This window comes from Macromonas bipunctata (assembly GCF_002837135.1).
Taxonomy (GTDB): domain Bacteria; phylum Pseudomonadota; class Gammaproteobacteria; order Burkholderiales; family Burkholderiaceae_C; genus Macromonas_A; species Macromonas_A bipunctata.
Map to the genome: position 1 here is coordinate 1 of NZ_NWBQ01000077.1, position 18,763 is coordinate 18,763.

The 18,763-nt window shown below is 67.6% G+C and carries 12 protein-coding genes and 1 pseudogene; 7 read left to right on the plus strand and 6 right to left on the minus strand.

Annotated elements, in window-relative coordinates:
• Positions 1-336 precede the first annotated feature (336 nt).
• Together CON76_RS10840 and purB are read right to left on the minus strand one after the other, a co-directional pair.
• Complete coding sequence (locus CON76_RS10840; RefSeq protein WP_101103367.1) at positions 337-1,215, minus strand: GIY-YIG nuclease family protein; 879 nt, start codon at positions 1,213-1,215, stop codon at positions 337-339.
• A 21-nt stretch (positions 1,216-1,236) separates the two neighbouring features.
• On the minus strand, positions 1,237-2,688 hold the full coding sequence (purB, locus tag CON76_RS10845) for an adenylosuccinate lyase (RefSeq protein WP_420812941.1): 1,452 nt from the start codon (positions 2,686-2,688) through the stop codon (positions 1,237-1,239).
• Positions 2,689-2,782: 94 nt separating this feature from the next.
• Here purB and CON76_RS10850 point away from each other — a divergent pair, with 94 nt between their 5' ends.
• A complete protein-coding gene (locus tag CON76_RS10850; RefSeq protein WP_101103368.1) occupies positions 2,783-3,406 on the plus strand; it encodes a glutathione S-transferase C-terminal domain-containing protein in 624 nt (207 codons plus the stop codon).
• Positions 3,407-3,547: 141 nt separating this feature from the next.
• The gene (locus CON76_RS10855) at positions 3,548-4,405 is read left to right on the plus strand and encodes a ferritin family protein (RefSeq protein ID WP_101103369.1); all 858 of its coding nucleotides are present in this window, start codon (positions 3,548-3,550) and stop codon (positions 4,403-4,405) included.
• A 76-nt stretch (positions 4,406-4,481) separates the two neighbouring features.
• Here CON76_RS10855 and glnE read toward each other — a convergent pair whose 3' ends face one another.
• Entirely contained in the window at positions 4,482-7,262 is a 2,781-nt protein-coding gene (gene glnE, locus CON76_RS10860) for a bifunctional [glutamate--ammonia ligase]-adenylyl-L-tyrosine phosphorylase/[glutamate--ammonia-ligase] adenylyltransferase (RefSeq protein ID WP_101103370.1), read from the minus strand.
• Between the two features lie 35 nt (positions 7,263-7,297).
• Between glnE and CON76_RS10865 the strand changes: the two genes are divergently transcribed.
• On the plus strand, positions 7,298-11,485 hold the full coding sequence (locus CON76_RS10865) for a YhdP family protein (protein WP_101103371.1): 4,188 nt from the start codon (positions 7,298-7,300) through the stop codon (positions 11,483-11,485).
• 56 nt (positions 11,486-11,541) lie between these two features.
• Here CON76_RS10865 and tnpB read toward each other — a convergent pair whose 3' ends face one another.
• Positions 11,542-12,675 carry an IS200/IS605 family element RNA-guided endonuclease TnpB gene (gene tnpB / locus CON76_RS10870; protein ID WP_101103372.1) on the minus strand — a complete coding sequence of 378 codons (1,134 nt, stop codon included), beginning with the start codon at positions 12,673-12,675 and terminating at the stop codon, positions 11,542-11,544.
• 134 nt (positions 12,676-12,809) lie between these two features.
• Between tnpB and CON76_RS10875 the strand changes: the two genes are divergently transcribed.
• From CON76_RS10875 to CON76_RS10890, 4 genes are all read left to right on the plus strand, one after another.
• A complete protein-coding gene (locus CON76_RS10875) occupies positions 12,810-13,616 on the plus strand; it encodes a carbon-nitrogen hydrolase family protein (protein ID WP_101103373.1) in 807 nt (268 codons plus the stop codon).
• A gap of 178 nt (positions 13,617-13,794) precedes the next feature.
• The gene (gene mltA / locus CON76_RS10880) at positions 13,795-15,072 is read left to right on the plus strand and encodes a murein transglycosylase A (RefSeq protein ID WP_240592842.1); all 1,278 of its coding nucleotides are present in this window, start codon (positions 13,795-13,797) and stop codon (positions 15,070-15,072) included.
• 78 nt (positions 15,073-15,150) lie between these two features.
• Positions 15,151-16,281, plus strand: coding sequence for a 6-phosphofructokinase (locus CON76_RS10885; RefSeq protein ID WP_101103374.1), 1,131 nt, complete (start codon positions 15,151-15,153; stop codon positions 16,279-16,281).
• 280 nt (positions 16,282-16,561) lie between these two features.
• Positions 16,562-17,713, plus strand: a complete 1,152-nt coding sequence (locus CON76_RS10890; protein ID WP_169929047.1) for a helix-turn-helix domain-containing protein — start codon at positions 16,562-16,564, stop codon at positions 17,711-17,713.
• Between the two features lie 12 nt (positions 17,714-17,725).
• On the opposite strand, the gene CON76_RS10895 is transcribed toward CON76_RS10890, so the two are convergent.
• Together CON76_RS10895 and CON76_RS13180 are read right to left on the minus strand one after the other, a co-directional pair.
• Positions 17,726-18,157 (minus strand): DUF3717 domain-containing protein, encoded by a 432-nt coding sequence (locus tag CON76_RS10895; protein WP_101103376.1) that lies wholly within the window; start codon positions 18,155-18,157, stop codon positions 17,726-17,728.
• Positions 18,158-18,234: 77 nt separating this feature from the next.
• Positions 18,235-18,763 (minus strand): annotated as a pseudogene (locus tag CON76_RS13180) (M48 family metalloprotease); the annotation flags it as partial.

Below are 18,763 nucleotides of genomic sequence, written 5' to 3' on the forward strand. Positions count from 1 at the left end.
TGCTACCGCCATCGAAGCGGCCCTCGATCTTGCGTCGGCCCAGTCGGCCAAAATCAATCACGCCAACCTCATCGGCAGTTGTTTGCGGTGTACAGTTTGGTTTCGGCATTGCCCGTCCTCTCATCCAGATTCGATACCTCGATGTTCGGGCATTTCAAGGGCAATGTCGTCCTCATTTCTACGGGCTATGGTGAAATATCCGGGCTAGCGGAAAGGGTATTTCAGCAGCCACCACAAGGCGCGCTGGGTGCCACAGAAGTTGTACGCCCGGTTGCGGGGACGGCTGACCGACAAGGCCAGCGCGGTGCAGCCCGTCTGGACGGCCTTTGACGCCCGCTACAGTGCCGCAGCGGCCTGCGTCTGCAAGGCTTTGAGGGTGCGGCCCTGCGGGTCTTGCCATTCGGTGCGGCCATTGGCGCTGCGGCCCAGCACCACAGCGGCGGCGGTACTGGGCGAGCTGAAGGCGTAGTCCTGCGTAAAACGCAACCGCTCATCATCAGGCACCAGCACGCCGTTGGACAGCAGTTCCTCGCGCAGGTCGTACATGCCTTTGACGTACTGCTGCATAGACGGTGTGGTGTGCAGCGCGGCTTGCGAATCGGCCTTGACGACGAAGCCTTGGCTGGCTTCGTAGCCGGTGGCCACCACGCCCTTGCCTTTGCAGCGCAACAGCGCCACCGCAGCGGGTACCGAGTTGCTGGGGCTGGAGCGGATTTGCTCGAAGGCGTACACGCCCAGCACGGGCAGCATGCCCAGCATGTGCTCCAGAAACACCACCATGTCGGCGCGGTCGGCTTCGCTCAGCGAGGGTTCGGTGGGCTGGTTGGCGTTGTCCAGTGGCAGGCGTTTGGCGCTGTGTGCCAGCCGGATGAGGTTGCTTTCCAGAAACTGCACGTGCGCTTTGTTGAGCTGGCCCGGTGCGGCCACAAAGGCGATGGCGCGGTTCCAGAAGTCCTTTTGTGCAAAGTGGCTCTCCAGCCGGGGCCGGATCGGGTCGCCTTCGCCCACGTAGAGCATCTCGCCCTCGCCATCCAGGCGCGGCCCCAGCAGCAGATACACGCCAGTTTGCGCCAGTTCCGGGCGCGCTTTGACCTGCGGTAGCAGGGCGCGCGGAAACACCAGCGCCTTGCCGACCCAGTTGGATCGCTCCACCAGCCGTAGCCCATCCGGGTCGCCATCGGCCACAAAGATGCGCAACGAGAACGGGTTGCCCACAGTGGTAGCGTGCCGCTGCGGTTAGACCCGGTTGGCCAGTTCCACGGCCTTGCCGATGTAGCTGGCGGGGGTCATGGCCAGCAGGCGGTCTTTGTCGGCTTGCGGGATGTCCAGCGAGACGATGAGGCCGTGCAGCGCTTCTTTCGTGACCGATTTGCCGCGCGTGACTTCCTTGAGTTTTTCGTAGGCACCCGGCACACCGTAGCGGCGCATCACGGTTTGGATGGGTTCGGCCAGCACTTCCCAGGCTGCGTCCAAGTCGGCGGCCAGGGCTTCTTCGTTAAGTTCGAGCTTGTTGAGGCCCGTCATCAAGGATTGGTGGGCCAGCACGGCGTAGCCCAGCGCCACGCCGATGTTGCGCAGCACGGTGGAGTCGGTCAGGTCGCGCTGCCAGCGGCTGATCGGCAGTTTTTCGGACAGGTGCTTGAGCAAGGCGTTGGCCAAGCCCAGGTTGCCTTCGGCGTTCTCGAAGTCGATGGGGTTGACCTTGTGCGGCATGGTGGACGAGCCAATTTCACCGGCCTTGAGCTTTTGCTTGAAGTAGCCCAGCGAGACATAGCCCCAGATGTCGCGTGCCAAGTCGATCAGGATGGTGTTGCTGCGCGCGACGGCGTCGAACAGTTCGGCCATGTAGTCGTGCGGCTCGATCTGGATGCTGTACGGCTGGAAGGTCAGGCCCAGGCCGATTTTGGCATCTGTTGGGGTGGAGGCATCGGCTTCCGGGGTTTCGACCACGGCACGGCTGAAGGCTTCCCAGTCGAAGTCGGGCCAGGCGCTCAGGTGGGCGTTGTAGTTGCCCACGGCGCCGTTCATCTTGCCCATCAGTTGCACATCGGCGATTTTGGCGCGCACGGTGGCCAGGCGCACGGCGACGTTGCCCAGTTCTTTGCCCACGGTGGTGGGGCTGGCGGTCTGGCCGTGGGTGCGGCTGAGCATGGGCACAGCGGCAAAGGTGTGGGCCATCGCGCGCAGTTTGGCGATGATGCCGTCCAGGCCCGGCAGCAGCACCTGGTCGCGCCCAGCTTTGATTTGCAGCGCGTGGCTGGTGTTGTTGATGTCCTCGGAGGTGCAGGCAAAGTGGACAAATTCACCGGCCTTTTGCAGCTCGGGCCAGCCGTCGAACACACCCTGGACCCCCATGGCGGCGTTGCCACGGATCCAGTATTCCACGGCTTTTACGTCGTGGTTGGTGGTTTTTTCGATGGCTTTGATGGCTTCGGCGTCCGCCGGGCTGAAGTTGGCCACCACGGCGCGCAGGTGGGCGCGGGCGGCGGGCGACAGGGGCGGGAATTCGGCAAAGCCAGCGTCGCTGAGGTGTTCAAACCAGGCCAGCTCCACTTGCACACGGCGGTGCATGTAGCCGTATTCGCTCATGAAGGGGCGCAGCGCGGCCAGCTTGCCCACGTAGCGGCCGTCCAGCGGCGACAGGGCGGTGACGGGAGAGAATTCGATGGGGGTGGTGGGTGCGGTCATGATGGCTGGGATTGTAGAAGAGCGACCCCGGTGGGGCCGTCGCTACAATCATCCGGCATAGGGGACATCGGCCTGCGCAGGCCGCACAACATTTATGAAACTGATAGGCAACACCACCAGCCCGTTCGTGCGCAAAGTGCGCATCGTGCTGGCCGAAAAGAAACTCGACTGCACGCTGGTGGAGGACGACGTGCTGTCGCCCAACGCCATCGTGGCGCAGCACAACCCGCTGGGCAAGGTGCCGTGCCTGCTGATCGAGGGCGACACGCCGGTGTTCGACTCGCGCGTGATTGTGGAGTACCTCGACACCCTGTCGCCCGTGGGCCGCCTGATGCCGACGTTGAGCCGCGAGCGCATTGCCGTCAAGACCTGGGAGGCGGTGGCCGACGGCCTGATGGACGCCGCCGTGCTGGCGCGCCAGGAGCTGGCCTGGGCCGGGCGCAGCGCCGAGCAGCGTTCCGAGGCCTGGATCGAGCGCCAGCTGGGCAAGATCCACGCCGCGCTGCACTACATGAGCCGCCACATCGGGCACCAGCCGTATTGCCACGGCAACCACTTCACGCTGGCCGACGTGGCGGTGGGCTGCGCGCTGGGCTACCTGGATTTCCGCTTTCCGGACTTGAACTGGCGCTACCCGCACCCGCAGCTGGCGCGCCTGCACGACAAGCTGGTGCAGCGCCCCAGCTTTGCCCAGACCGCGCACGTGGCCACATCCTGAAGCCGCAACACCCCCTCCTGCGCGCCCATGCCCCCACCGCTGCCACATAAAAGACACAAAACGGGTGCAAATAGGGCGGGATGTTCCTAAAATCAGCTCTTTCACATTCACACCTGCACCGGCGCCCGTGCGTCACCCTTCATGCTCTACCCTGAACTGTTCAAACAACTCGAAGCCGTCCGCTGGGACATGGACAAGGACATCCCTTGGGACCAGTTTGATGCCAGCCAGCTCAGCGATGAACAGGCCCAGACCATCAAGATGAACGCCATCACCGAGTGGGCCGCCCTGCCCGCCACCGAGATGTTCCTGCGCGACAACCGCGACGACAGCGACTTCTCGGCCTTCATCTCGGTGTGGTTCTTCGAGGAGCAGAAGCACTCGCTGGTGCTGATGGAGTACCTGCGGCGCTTTCGCCCCGAGCTGGTGCCGACAGAAGAGGAATTGCACGCCATCCGCTTCGAGTTCGACCCCGCCCCGGCGCTGGAGACGCTGATGCTGCACTTCTGCGGCGAGATCCGCCTGAACCACTGGTACCGCTGCGCCGCCGAGTGGCACACCGAGCCGGTGATCAAGCAGATCTACACCACGCTGGCGCAGGACGAGGCGCGCCACGGCGGCGCCTACCTGCGCTACATGAAGCGCGCCATTGCCAAGCACGGCAACGAGGCCAAGGCCGCCTTTGCCAAGGTGGGCGTGCTGATGGCCAGCGCGCGGCGCACCGCGCAGGCGCTGCACCCGACCAACCTGCACGTGAGCAAGGCGCACTACCCGCGCGACACCGTGCAAAGCCGCCTGCCCGACCCGGAGTGGCTGGAGCAGTGGCTGAGCCAGCAGATCCACTTTGACACCACGTGGGAGACCAAGGTGGTGGACCGCCTGCTGCACAACATGAGCCTGCTGATGGAGCGCAGCTTCAAGACCGTGCAGGAGCTCAACCGCTTCCGCAAGGAAGTGTCGGCCACGCTGCCGCCGGAGCCGGCTTACCAGGGCGCCTGATTGCTGTTACGGGCCACCGCGCCGCATTAAAAAGGCCGCTGAAAAGCGGCCTTTTTTGCGTCCTTCCTGTGCGTGGTCAGGCGTGGCGGGGCGCCAGCACGTGCGCCCACAGCGCGCGCACGGCATCGATGTCGGCCTGCAGCGGCGCCGGGTCGATCTGGGTCGAGGCCTCGTCCAGCCGCGCGCGGTGCTGGATGTGGCGCAGCTTGCGGTAGGCGTTGGCGGCGGCGTGGCCCAGGCCAGCGGGCAGCAGGCCCACGGCCTCGGCGCGTTGCAGCAGCGCGATGTTGCCCAGATTGCCACGCAATTCGGGGTGCTGGCCCGATTGCGACAGCACCAGCAGTTGCACGATGAATTCCACGTCGATCATGCCGCCGGGGCTGTGCTTGATGTCGAACAGCCCTGTGGGCACGCGTTGGGCGTTGCGCATTTTTTCGCGCATCGAGGCAATTTCTTGCGCCAATGCGGTCACATTGCGCTCGGCGGTGATGACGGCTTCGCGGATGGCTTCGAAGCGTTGCACCAGTTCGGGCGTGCCCAGCACGCAACGCGCACGGGTGATGGCCTGGTGTTCCCACGTCCAGGCGGTGTTGCTGCCGCGCTGTTGCTGGTAGTTGGCAAAGGCGGTAAAGCTGGTGATGAGGAGGCCGGAGTTGCCGTTGGGGCGCAAGGCGGTATCGATTTCGTACAGGTCGCCTTCGCCGGTCTTGACCGTCATCCAGTTGATGAGCTTGCGCACGAATGCGGCGTAGACTTCGGGCGCGCGCTCGTCGTCGTCCTCGTACACGAACACGATGTCCAAGTCGCTGCCGTAGCCCAGCTCCTTGCCGCCGAGCTTGCCGTAGCCGATGATGGCGTGGCAGGGTTCGTCGCGGTGGCGGTTTTTCAGGCGCTGCCAGCACCAGCGGCCCGTGATGCGCAGCACGGTGTCGGCCAGGGCGCTGAGGTCGTCGGCCACCTGCTCCACCGTCAGCACGCCCTCGACGTCGCGCGCCAGGGTGCGGAAGGTTTCGGCGTGGTGGGCGCGGCGCAGCAGGTTGAGCAGCTCCTCGTCGTCGTCCTCGCCGGTGGAGGCCAGCGACTTTTTGCGCGCCTCGAGTTCGGCCTCGAACTGCGCCGGGTCAAAGCGTTCCTCGTAGAGCTGGCGCCCGGCCAGTTCGTCGATCACGCCAGGGTGGGTGAGCAGGTAGCGTGCAGGCCACTTGGCGGCACCAAAGATGCGCAACAGCCGTTCGTGGACCGACGGGCGTTCCTGCAGCAGCGCCAAATAGCTTTCGCGGCGCAGCAGGGGTTCGATCCAGTCGGCCATGCGCAGCGCGGCTTCTTCGGTCACACGGCCATCTTCGAGCCACGCGCCGGTGCGTTGCACCAGCCGCGCCAGACGCACGCGGGCATCTTCGCGCAGGGCCAGCACGCGCGGGTGTTCGCACCAAGTGGCCACTTTGGCGGCAAAACGTTCGGGCAGTTGCGGCAGCACGGATTGCAGGTCTTCGACGCCGTTGCGCGGCTTGCCGTTGCAGCTCACGCCGTTGCAGTCGGCGGCCTGGGCGCCGAGCAGGGTGTCGAATTCCTGCGCCACAACTTCGCGGTGGGCGTCAAGCTGGGCCAGGAAGGCGGGCGTGTCGGCAAAGCCCAGGGTGTGCGCGATCCAGGCCAGGTCGTCGTCGCGTGTGGGCAGGATGTGGGTTTGCTGGTCGTCCAGGTATTGGATGCGGTGTTCTACCTGGCGCAAAAAGATGTAGGCCTCGGCCAGCGCGTGCGCGGTGGCAGCGGGCATGAGGTTGGCGTGGTGCAGCCGCACCAGTGCGTCCAGCGTGGGGCGGCGGCGCAGTTCGGGGAAAGTACCGCCACGCACCACTTGCAGCAGTTGCACGGTGAATTCGATTTCGCGGATGCCGCCGCGCGAGAGTTTGACATCGTGCGCACGCTCGGGGTGTCCGGCAGCGCGTTTGCTGGCGTGGTCGCGGATCTGGCGGTGCAGGCTGCGCAGGGATTCGAACACGCTGTAGTCAAGGTAGCGGCGGAACACGAACGGCAGCACCACGCTGCGCAAAGCGTGGGCCGTGCTGCCCGTGACGGCGGCACGGGGCGCCACCACGCGGCTCTTGAGCCACGCAAAGCGTTCCCATTCGCGCCCCTGCACCAGGAAGTATTCCTCCAACGCGCCCAGCGACACCGCCGCCGGGCCGGAGCTGCCGTTGGGGCGCAGCATCAGGTCCACGCGGAACACGTTGCCGTGTTCGGTGGTGTCGCCCACCAGCGCGTAGATGCGTTTGACGGCCTTGGCAAAGTATTCGTGGTTGGTGATGCGGTTGCGCCCGGCGCTGTTGCCTGCGGTCTCGCCGTCCATGTCGTAGACGTAGATCAGGTCGATGTCGCTGGAGACGTTGAGCTCGCGCGCGCCAAACTTGCCCATGCCGATGATCCACAGCTCGGCGCGCTTGAGCACCGGCCCTTGCGCGGCCACCATAGCGGCGGGGATGGAGGGGTCTTCGTACAGGGGCGCGCCGTACAGGTCGTCCAGTTCCAGCTGGGCTTGTGCCAAGGCTTCGTCCAGCGCCAGCTCGGCCAGCTCGGTCACGGCGCAGGTGACGGTGTGCAGCGGTGCGGCGCACTCGGTGTCGAGCACAACCAGCCGTTCCATGACCAGATGGCGCAGCACGCGCAGCGCCGCGCCCAGCTCCAGCCCTTGCGCACGCAGGGTGGCCAAGGTGGTGCGCATCATGTCCAGCGTGGGGGCACCGGGGGGCAGCAGGGGCAGTTCTTTGTCGTAACGGCGGCGGATGCGTTGCACATAGCGGGAGTGTTCGGCCACCGCCGGGCGTTGCACGGCAAGGGTCAAGGTTGTTTCGGTCATGGAATGGGCGTGGGCCGTGTTAATTTCGCAGAATCATGAGTACCGCAACCGCCCACCCCCCACGCACGCTGCGGCTGTTGGCCCGTGGCGTGCGCGCGCTGCTGTGGCTGGTGGCGGCCGGGGTGCTGCTGCTGGGCCTGGGCGCGGTGGTGTTGCACGGCTTCATTGTGCCGCGAATTGGCGACTGGCGGCCGCAGCTGGAAACGCTGGCCTCGCGGGCGCTGGGGCAATCGGTGCGCATCGGCGCCATCGCAGCCACGGGATCGGGCTGGGTGCCCAGCATGACGCTGCACGGCCTGCAAGTGCGCAACGCGGCGGGCCAGACCACACTGCAGGTGGAGCGCGTGCAGGCGGCGTTGTCGGCACGGGCCTTGTGGCGGCTGGGGCTGGAGCAGCTGGTGCTGGACGGTGCCACGCTGCATGTGCAGCGCACCGCACAGGGACAGTGGCTGGTGGCGGGGGTGCCGGTAGTGCCATCGTCCGACAGCGCACCGCCCCGCTGGCTGGACTGGTTTTTTTCGCAACCCGAGTGGGTGCTGCGTGGCGGGCAATTGCACTGGCACGACGAAATGGCCGCATCCACCACCGCTGCCGAAGTCTGGCGCGACCTGACGCTGGTGCAACGCAACGCCGGGCGGGCGCACGACTTTCGGCTCGACGTACAGCCCCCCGCGCACTGGGGCCAGCGTTTGAGTTTGCGCGGCCAATTGCGCCAACCGCTGTGGCAGCTGAACGCGGCCCAATGGCAGGACTGGGTCGGCACGCTGTACGCCGAAACGGATGAGCTGAACCTGGCGGCGTTCTCGCCTTACCTGAAGGAACACCTGCCACCGGATCAGGCCACGCCCAGCGGCCAGGGTGCCCTGCGCGCCTGGCTGGAGGTGGCACACGGCAGCATCACCGGCCTGACCGCCGATGTGGCACTGCGCGACGCGCTGCTGCCGCTGGCCCCGGCGCGGCCACCGCTGCCACTGCAACACCTGAGCGGCCGCCTGCGCTGGCAACACGACGGCGCGCAGCAGAGCTGGGCCACCGAAGGGCTGGCCTTGCGCACCGCCAGCGGACTGGATTGGCCCGGTGGCAACGTGCGCTACAGCCAGACCCGCACCGGGCACGCCTCCGGCCAGACCCCAGCCACCGCACATGCGCTGGACGCCGAACAGCTCGACCTGGCCCTGCTGCACCAGCTGGCAGGCCACCTGCCCCTGCCGCCGCAGATGGCACAACCATTGGCCAGCCTGCAACCCCATGGCCGGGTGCGCAGCCTGCACGCGCAATGGCGCAGCCTGACAGACTGGCGCGTGCAAGGTGACATCCGTGATTTGACGCTGGCCGCCGCACCCGCGACCCGTGGCGCTGCGGCCAGCACCCCAGGCCGCCCCGGCATCCACGGCCTGCAACTGCGCTTTGACGCCCGCCCTGACGGCGGCCAGGCCCAGCTGGCGCTGGCCCCCGGTGGCAGCATCCACGTGCCCGGCGTGCTGGAACCCGCTCGCATCCCGTTCGACCAGCTGCAGGCCGACGTGCGCTGGCAATCCAACCAAGGTCAATGGACGGTGCGCGTGCCGCAACTGCGCTTTGCCAACGCCGACATGGCGGGCAGCGCCAGCGGCCGGTGGCAAACCGGCACCACGCCCGCCAGCCGCCTGCCGGGTCGGCTGGACTTGCAGGCCCAGTTGCAACGTGCCAACGCGGCGCGCGTGTACCGTTATTTGCCGGTGGTGATTCCAGCGTCGGTGCGCCACTACGTGCAACAAGCGGTACCACGCGGTCAGGCGCGCAGCGCCAGCTTCAAGGTGCAGGGCGATCTGGCGGACTTCCCGTTCGAGCGCCCCGGCAGTGGCGTGTTCAGCGTGCGGGCGGCGCTGAGTGGGGTCGATCTGGTGTACGTGCCGCCCACCTTGACCGAAGCCAACAGCCTGCCCTGGCCACCGCTGGAGCGCGTGCAGGCCGAACTGCAGATCGACGGCGCGGCGCTGCACATTGCCCACGGCAGCGGGCGCGCACTGAGCCTGCCCCAGCTGCACGCCCAGCGTGCTGAGGCCCGCATCGACAACTTCCTGCTCGACGACCCGGTGCTGCACGTGCAGGCTGATGTGGCCGGCCCGGCCAGCGATGCGGTGGCGTTCGTCAACCAGTCGCCGCTGCGGGGCATGACGGATGGCGCGCTGCAACACACCCGCATCGACGGCAACGCGCAAGTGCAGTTTGGCCTGACGTTGCCACTGAACCACCTGGCAGCGGTGCAGGTGCGGGGCGACGTACAGCTGCCCGGCAACACGCTGCAAATCACCCCCGATACGCCCACCCTGCACCACACCCAGGCGCAACTGCACTTCAACGAAAGCGGCTTTGACCTGACCCAAGCCCGCAGCCAGCTGCTGGGCGGTGAATTGCAATTCAGCGGCCAGTTGCGCACGCCCAATGGCACGCCACACCTGCAATTCAGCGGCCAAGGCAGCGCCAGCGCCGACGGCCTGCGCCACAGCCCCGACTGGCCGCTGCTGGCCCCGCTGGGGCAACTGGCCCAGGGCAGCGCCCGCTACCAGGTGGCGCTCGACATCACCCCGGGCGGCACCGAGGTGCAGGTGGACACCGACCTGCAAGGCCTGGCCGTGGACTTGCCCGCGCCGCTGGGCAAGACCGCCCGCACCGCACAACCGCTGCGCTACCAGGTGCGACGTTTGCCCAGCGCGCCACCGTCCGATGCACCCACCGCCCCCCTGCACGACGAGCTGACCCTGAGCATTGGCCCGGCCACCGCGCCCCTGCTGCACGCCCGCTACCAGCGCGAACACCAGGACAGCACCACCCGCGTGCTGCGCGGCACGCTGCAGCTGCACGACCCGGCCATCGCCCCCGCGAGCCCCCCCGCCTTGCCCACGCAGGGCGTGCAGGCCCAGGCGCAACTGGGCACGCTGGACGTGGCGGCATGGCAGCAACGGACCCAAGCCTGGCTGGCCGAGCCGACATCGCCCCAGACGGCAGCAACGGCATTGGCAACAGCAACAACGGCACCCGGCCAGCCCACCCACAGCACCGACGGCTACCTGCCCCGGCAATGGCAGCTGAACGCGCAACAGCTGCTTTGGCGCGGCCAACGCTGGCACCACGTTGCGCTGCAGGGCCAGCACCGCGCACCCGACCGCTGGCAGCTGCAGCTCGACGCCCAGGAGGCCAGCGGCACGCTGCACTACGACCGCAACGCCCACCGGCTGCACGCCCGGCTGCAGCGGCTGCAATGGATCACACCACCCCAAGGTAAAGGCACCACCAGCCCCACACTGGACGCCAACACCCGCCTGCCCGAGCTGGACGTGCAAGTGCAGGCACTGGCGCTGGACGGCCGCGCACTGGGCCAGCTGGAACTGCACGCCCAGCACGACCACGCGCGCAACGTGTGGCAACTGCAGCAGCTTGCCCTGCTCACGCCCGAGGCCCAATGGCACAGCCAGGGCCAGTGGGACGCCGCGCGCCAGCGCACCGACTTGCAACTGCAGCTGCAGCTGCACGACGCCGGCCAGTGGCTGAGCCGCCTGGGCCGCCCCGGCGTGCTGCGCGGCGGGCGCGGCCAGCTCACCGGCCAGCTGCACTGGGCGGGCCCGCCGCTGGGGACCGACTGGGGCCGCGTCCACGGCGAGCTGCAACTGGCGCTGGCGCAGGGCCAGCTGCTGCAGATCGAGCCCGGCCTGGCGCGCTGGCTGGGCGTGCTCAACCTGCAGGCGCTGCCCCGGCGCTTGAGCCTGGACTTTGACGACGTGCTCAACAGCGGCTTCAGCTTTGACCTGATTGCGGGCAGCGCCCAGATCGCGCAAGGCGTGGCCCGCACCAGCGACCTGCGGCTGCAAAGCGTCAACGCCGCCGCGCTGCTGCAAGGCCAGGTGGATCTGGCCCGCAAGACGCAGGACCTGCAGGCCGTGGCGGTGCCGCACCTCAACGCCGACACCGTCTCGCTGGTGGCCACCGCCATCAACCCTGCGCTGGGTTTGAGCAGCTTTGCCTGGCAATGGCTGCTGCGCCAGCCGCTGCAATACGCCACCACGCAACGCTGGCACATCAGCGGCAGCTGGCAGGCGCCCCATATCGAAAAACTGCCCCACCCGGCCAGCACTTCCAGCCCAGCAACACCGGCAGCAGCGGCAGCCAATGCCCTGCCCGACCTGCGCGACCTGCAAGGAGCGCCCGGCACCTCCTCCCCCACCAACACACCCCATCCACCTTGACATCCTCCTCGCCATGAATGGCGAGGATTCCCGCTTCACAGAACCCCGCCCATGCCTCAACGAGACACAGGACTTACAGCTTCTCCACGGGCTGACACCGCCCGTCCGGCGGCCAATACGTTGCGTGCGGCGTTGATGTCCCGGTCGTGGCTGCTGCCACAGTCGGGGCATGTCCAATGCCGCACGTTCAAGGGCATCTTTTCTGCCGTGTACCCGCAGTCGCTGCAACGCTTGGACGACGGGTGCCAGCGGTCGATCTTGACCAACTCGCGTCCATACCAGCGGGCCTTGTATTCGAGCTGGCGCACGAACTCGGCCCAACCTGCATCACCGATGGACTTGGCCAGCTTGCGGTTCTTCTTCATGTTGCTGACGGCCAGCGTCTCAATGGCGATCACTTGGTTTTCGTGGATCAGCCGGGTCGAGAGCTTGTGCGTGAAATCCTTGCGGATGTCGGCGATCTTGGCGTGCAGTTTGGCGACTTTGAGCCGCGCTTTGGTACGGTTCTTGGAGCCTTTCTTTTTCTTGGCGAGTTGGCGCTGGAGTTTTGCCAGCTTCTTCTCGTGCTTGCGGAAAGCGTTGGGCGCTGGGATTTTTTCGCCGTCGGAAAGGATGGCGAAATGAGTCAGGCCCAGATCAATGCCGACTTGGCTGGGTGCTTCCGGTTTGGTGTAGACCACGTCGTCGCACAGCAGGCTGACGAAGTAACGGCCCGCCGCGTCTTTCGATACCGTGATGGTCGTGACCTTCGCACCTTGCGGAATCTGGCGCGACCAACGGATGTCCAACGGTGCAGCCATTTTGGCCAACTTGAGCGCCTGACCATCCCAGCGGAACGCGCTGGCGGTGTATTCCGCCGACTGGTGGCCGCTTTTGCGCTTGAACTGCGGGTAACGCCCGCGTTTCGCAAAAAAGTTGCCGAACGCTGTTTGCAAGTGACGCAGCGCCTGCTGCAATGGCACGCTGGACACGTCGTTGAGCCAAGCGTACTCCGGCTGCTTTTTGAGCAACGTCAACGCGGCAGAGGTGTCGTTGTAGCCCATGCGCTCCTGCCGCTGTTCCCACGCTTCCGTGCGCAGGTGCAGCATGTGGTTGTAGACCACGCGCACACAACCGAACGTCTGGGCCAAGAGGGTTTCTTGCTCAGGCGTTGGGTAAAACCGGAAGCGGTACGCGCGCTTGATGTCCATGTGTGCAATTTACACGAAAACCACCCCATCCACCCAGAAGATAGCCAACCTAAAAAGGAGCGGAAACAGGGGCTTGCTGTGCAAGCCGTGCTATCCCTCCCCGGCATGAATGCCGGGGTTTCCCGCACAGATTGATGAAAGTCGCCGCCATCCAGATGGTGTCGGGCACCGACCTGCCCCACAACCTGCAACAGGCACACCAGCTGCTGCAGCAAGCCGCCCACGCCGGGGCCGAACTGGCCGTGCTGCCCGAATACTTTGCCTTCATGGGCCAGCGCGACACCGACAAGCTGGCGCTGCAGGAAGCGCCCGGCCACGGCCCGGTGCAGGACTTCCTGGCCCGCACCGCGCGCGAACTGCAGCTGTGGCTGGTGGGCGGCACCCTGCCACTGGCCAGCGCCGAGCCCCGGCGCGCCAGCAACAGCGCGCTGGCCTACAACCCGGCGGGCGAGTGCGTGGCGCGTTACGACAAGATCCACCTGTTTTGCTACGACAACGGGCGCGAGCGTTACGACGAAGCGCAAACCCTGGTGCCCGGCCAGCAGCCCACCGCGTTCGGGCTGACCGACCGCAGCGACCAGGCGTGGCGCATCGGCCTGAGCGTGTGCTACGACCTGCGCTTTGCCGAGCTCTACCGCCAGCTGCAGGCCGACGTGCTGCTGGTGCCCGCCGCCTTCACCCACACCACCGGCCAGGCGCACTGGGACGTGCTGCTGCGCGCGCGCGCCATCGAAAACCAGGCCTACGTGCTGGCCAGCGCCCAGGGCGGCCTGCACGACAACGGCAGGCGCACCTGGGGCCACAGCCTGGTGGCCGACCCCTGGGGCCAGGTGCTGGCCCGGCACGCCAGCGGCCCCGGCCTGGCGCTGGCCGAGCTGGACATGGCCTACCTGCAACAGGTGCGCGCCCAGCTGCCCGCGCTGCAGCACCGCCGCCTGTAGCGGCCCTGCCGCAGCGCCCCGGCACGGGCTGGGGTACATTGCGGGGAAAAATCGTTAAAGATGGGCTCCGTGAAGCTTGTACGCCGCATCAATTCCCGTATTTCATGGATGGCGCCCACCTGTCGCACGCCTATTGTGAAATCCCTCCCTCGGTTCTGCCCCCTGTTGCTTGTCTGATATGTCTGGTTTCTTGTCTCTGGCCACCCCGCACGGTGGCCGCACCCCTGGGCGGCGCAGGCGCAACGTCGGCACACTGGCCGTGGCCACCGCCATGCTAGCGGCCTGCAGCACCGGTGGCGTGTACCTGCCCCCGGCGGGCACACCCAAGCGCCCCACCGTGCCGCCACTGGCCGAACTGCCCGTGGGGCCGCCGGTGGTCACGCCCCAGGCCTCGCCCGCCTGGCAATGGGCCGATAACCAACCCCTGCCCACGCCGCTGCAACGCGGCAACAGCCTGTGGGTGCCGGTGCGCTGGGGCCAGCTGCCCGGCTGGGGCACCGACCCGCTGCACGAGGCATGGAACGCCTGGCTGCGCAGCTGCGAACGCCCCATGCCCGGCATCGGCGCGCTGTGCGCCCAGGCGCGCCAGCTCAGCATTGGCACCGCCGCGCAACAGTACGAATGGATGATGCGCCAGCTCCAGCCCTACCAGGTGCAAGGGCTGGACGGCAGCGACCAGGGCACCCTGACCGGCTACTACGAGCCCACCCTGCTGGCCAGCCGCCACCCCACGGCCCAGTTCCGCTACCCGCTGTACCAGACCCCGGCCAGCCTGCGCAACGGCCAGCCCTGGTTCAGCCGCCAGGAGATCGACACCCACCCCGACGCGCGCGCCGAGCTGCAGGGGCGCGAGATCGCCTGGCTGCAAGACCCCATCGACGCCATGCTGCTGCACATCCAGGGCTCGGGGCGGCTGCAACTGGTCGATGGCGACGGCCGTGGCACCATGCGCGTGGCCTTTGCCGCCACCAACAACCACCCCTACCGCAGCATCACCACCTGGCTGGCGCGCCAGGGTGCGCCCACCGTGCCGTGGCCCGGCGCCACCAAGACCTGGGCGCAGCAAAACCCCGGCCAAGTCAACGCCCTGCTGTGGAGCAACCCGCGCTACGTCTTCTTCCGCGAGGAACCCCTGACCCCGCTCGACGCCCAGTCCGGCCCCAAGGGCGCGCAGGGCGTGCCGCTCACGCCCGGTCGCTCCATTGCGGTCGACCGCAACAGCATCCCCTACGGCACCCCGGTCTGGCTGCGCTCGGTGGGCCCCAGCGCGCGCCTGCAAAAAATGGTGCTGGCGCAAGACACCGGCAGCGCCATCGTGGGCGCGGTGCGGGCCGACTACTTTACCGGCTGGGGCGAAGGCGCCTTTGCGCTGGCGGCCGGCATGAAACAGCCGCTGCAGATGTGGGCGCTGTGGCCACGCCAAAGCACGCCCCCGCTGGCCACGGCGGCGCCGTGACGCCTGCCCGCACCACCACCTGACGCCATTTCACCGCCACTGCCACCGCACACCCCCACGCACCGAAAGGCTCCCACCATGCCGCACACCCGCCCTGCCCCCGGCCCCCACGCCACACCCGCCGCCAGCGGCGCGTACTGCAGCGGCCTGCGCCGCGTCGGCATCCTGACCGGCGGGGGCGACTGCCCAGGGCTCAACGCCGTGATCCGTGCGGTGGCCAAATCGCTGATGCGCCAATGCGGGGTGCAAGTCATCGGCATTGAAGACGGCTTTGCCGGGCTGATGGGCACCACCGCCCGCACCCGCGTGCTGGACTGGGACAGCGTCAGCGGCATCTTGATGCGCGGCGGCACGATGCTGGGCACCAGCAACCGCGCCAACCCCTTGGCCAGCGAAGCCGCCACCGCCCAGGTGCTGGCCCATGTGCAGGCGTTGCAACTTGATGCCTTGGTGGCGATTGGCGGCGACGGCACCATGAGCATTGCACACGGGCTGGCCCAGCGCGGCCTGCGCGTGGTGGGCGTGCCCAAGACCATCGACAACGACATTGCGGGCTGCGAGCGCAGCTTTGGCTTTGACACCGCCGTGGCCACCGTGACCGACGCGCTGGAACGCATCCAGACCACCGCGCAAAGCCACAGCCGCGTCATGATCGTGGAAACCATGGGCCGCTACGCGGGGTGGATTGCGCTGGAGGCCGGGCTGGCCGGTGGCGCCGACATCATCCTGCTGCCCGAAATCGATTACGACTTGGCCGCCGTGGCCGCCGTGTGCCGCGAACGCGAAGCACGCCAACGCTACACGGTCATCTGCATAGGCGAAGGGGCCAAACCCCACGGCGGGCAGCTCACCGTGGCGCGCCGCGTGGCCACCGACACCGCCGACCCGGTGCGCCTGGGTGGCGTGGCCCACGCCCTGTGCGACGCACTGCAACCGCTGCTCCACAGCGAAGTGCGCGCCACCGTGCTGGGCCACGTGCAGCGCGGCGGTGCGCCCACCCCCTTTGACCGCGTGCTGGCGACCCAGTTTGGCAACCAGGCGGCACAACTGCTGATGCAGGGCCACACTGGCCGCATGGTCACGCTGCAACAAGGCCGCCTCGACAGCATCCCATTGGCCGACGTGGCCCACACCCAACGCCGCGTGCCGCAGGATCACCCTTTGTTGCAAACCGCACGCCAGATCGGCATCTCGCTGGGCGAAGGGTGAGCTTGCGGCAACAGGCTTTCCGCTAGAATTTGCGCCCACGGGATTGGCGTCCCGCACAGCAAGTCAACGCAACCGCTGCACTCCTTCCGGGCTGCGGTGCTCTGGTTCAGATGTCTTCATGCGTTGTGTGCATGACCCCGTTTTTGGGCGGTCGTGCGGGGGAGTCGCAAGACTCGCCGGACCTGCTGCCGGTACGCCAACCCCGCACGTTCCTGCCCACCATCGATTGGCGTCGGTGCTGGGTCAGGTGGATATCAGATCGTCCAGCAGGAGCCTTATCATGGCTGACACCCATACGCCCGTGGCCGCGCCACGGCAGCAGTTCATCAATTTCGACCTCGTCCGGCGCATCGTGTTGTGCCAGGGCCTGAACGGCACCAGCCGCTCGGTGTTGCTCACCGTGGGCATGCACGCCAACAAGGAGCGCCAGCACTGCTTTTGCAGCATCGCCACGCTGGCGCACAAGAGCGGCTGGTCGCGCCGCACCATCACCGAACACCTGACGCGCCTGCAGCAGCTGGGCTACTTGAGCCTGGTCGGCGTCCACCACAGCGGCACCAGCATCTACCAAGTCCGGCTGGAACGCTTGCCCGCCGATGGTGTTGCAGCACCGCCACCACCGGTAGAAGATTCCCCCGCCACCCCCTGCGCACATCCCGCACACCCCCCAAGCGCGAACTGCGCACCCCCCACGCAGAATACGCCTGCCCCCCACGCGCCAACTGCGCACAAAGAAGAGGTTGAACAAGGGCTTGAACAATTCAGGGAGGAAGAAGCCGCCACCAGCGCGCCAGCAGCGTCGCCCAGCGTGCCGGTTGTTGCGCCCGTGGCCGAAGCCGAGCCTTCCACCCGCCCGGTTTTTTGTTTCCAGTCGTCGCTGCCCGCAGGCCAGATGGACGCCGACACCATCGGCTTGCTCAACCTGCAACGCCAGCGCAACGGCAAGGACCCGCTGGCGCACCGCGACATTGTGCAAATGGGCGCCGAAGCCGCCAAGGCGGGTCTGACACCGCTGGCCGCTGCGCAATGGGTGCTGGCAGGCCCCAGGCGCAACTTCTTCAAGGCCGAGTTTTACGCTCCGCCGCTGGCACAAGCTGCAACCCCGGCCAGCCGTGCCGCGCCAGCCGCTGCCCCGGTTGCGGCCCCAGCAGAGCCACCCCGCCCGGCGCCACTGACGCCCGAGCAACAAGCCGAGCAAGACCGTGCGCGCGAGAACGGGCTGGCACACGTCCGCGCATGCCTGGCCAAAATGCCCGCCACGGGCCTGCAGCGCACCGCCACGGCGCGCCCCAGCACGGCAGCCAACACCCGCTGGGCCAGCCACGCCGTCGAGCAGTTTGTGGCCGGGGAGCCAGTGAGCCACCGCCGCCTGCACATGGCGTGCGAGGTGCTGGGCATCAACCCACGCCACTTGCGCGCGGCAGCGGCGTAGCGGCGGGGCAGCTCAGGCGCGGGCGGGAGCGCGGCCCAGGTTCTCCACCGCGCGCTCGGCGTAGGTGTTGAAGCGCCAGGCGCTGCCTTCTTGAGTGATGCGGTGCCAGACGGCGCGTTTTTCGGCCGGGCTCATGGCGGGCCAGTGCTGCACTTCGTCAAAGGTGCGGCCACAGCCCTTGCACACGTCGTCGCCCTGGCTGGTGGAGCAGATGGCGATGCAGGGCGTGTCGGGGGTGGTGTCGTACCAGGCTTGCCAAGCGGCGTAGGCCTTGGGTGGCATGGTGGCGGCGTCGGCTTCTTCCTCGTGGTAGTACACCAGCAGGGCGTACACCTCGGCCAGGGCGCGCGTTTCCGAGGGCAGCAGCACGCCGTCGCGCGAGGGTTTGCGCTGGCGCCAGTGGTTGATGGCGGCTTCAATGTCGGTGATGTGGATGGCGGCCATGATCGGGGTGTCCCATGCGTGAGGGTTGCAGCACAAAAAGAGAAGCTGGCCTGATTGTGATGCCTTTCCTGCCGGTTTTACGGGGCGCTGGCACCGCCTTGGCGGCGTTCGCGTTCTTCGCGCAACTCGTCGCGCACGCGCTGTTCGGTGGCGTGGGTGCGCGCGTCCAGTATCGAGAGTTCGTAATGGTCCTGCACCGGCTGGCGGCGCGCCAGGCTTTGCGCGGCCTTGAAGCGTGCCAGCGCGCCGGGCGCGTCCTGCTGCGCCAGTTGGGCTTCGGCCTCGGCGCGGGCGGCGGCCACGGGTTGCTGCTGGGCGCGGTGCAGCGCGGCCAGGGTTTGCCAGGCCAGCGCGTCGCCGGGGTGCTGGGCGGTCCAGGTACGCAGTTGTTCGGTGGCTTGGCGTTGCACGGCGGCAGGGGCATTGAGCGCGGTGCTGGCGCCCAGCAGCAACGCCTCGCGCTGCGGGCTGGCCAGGGCCTGCTGGCGCAGGGTGGCCACATCCTGCCCGGCACCTTGTGGCAGGCGCAGCTGGTGCAGCACTTCCAGCGCCAGCCAGCGCAGGCTGTCGCGCGCGGCGGCGTCGCTGGGCGGGGCGGCTTGCAGC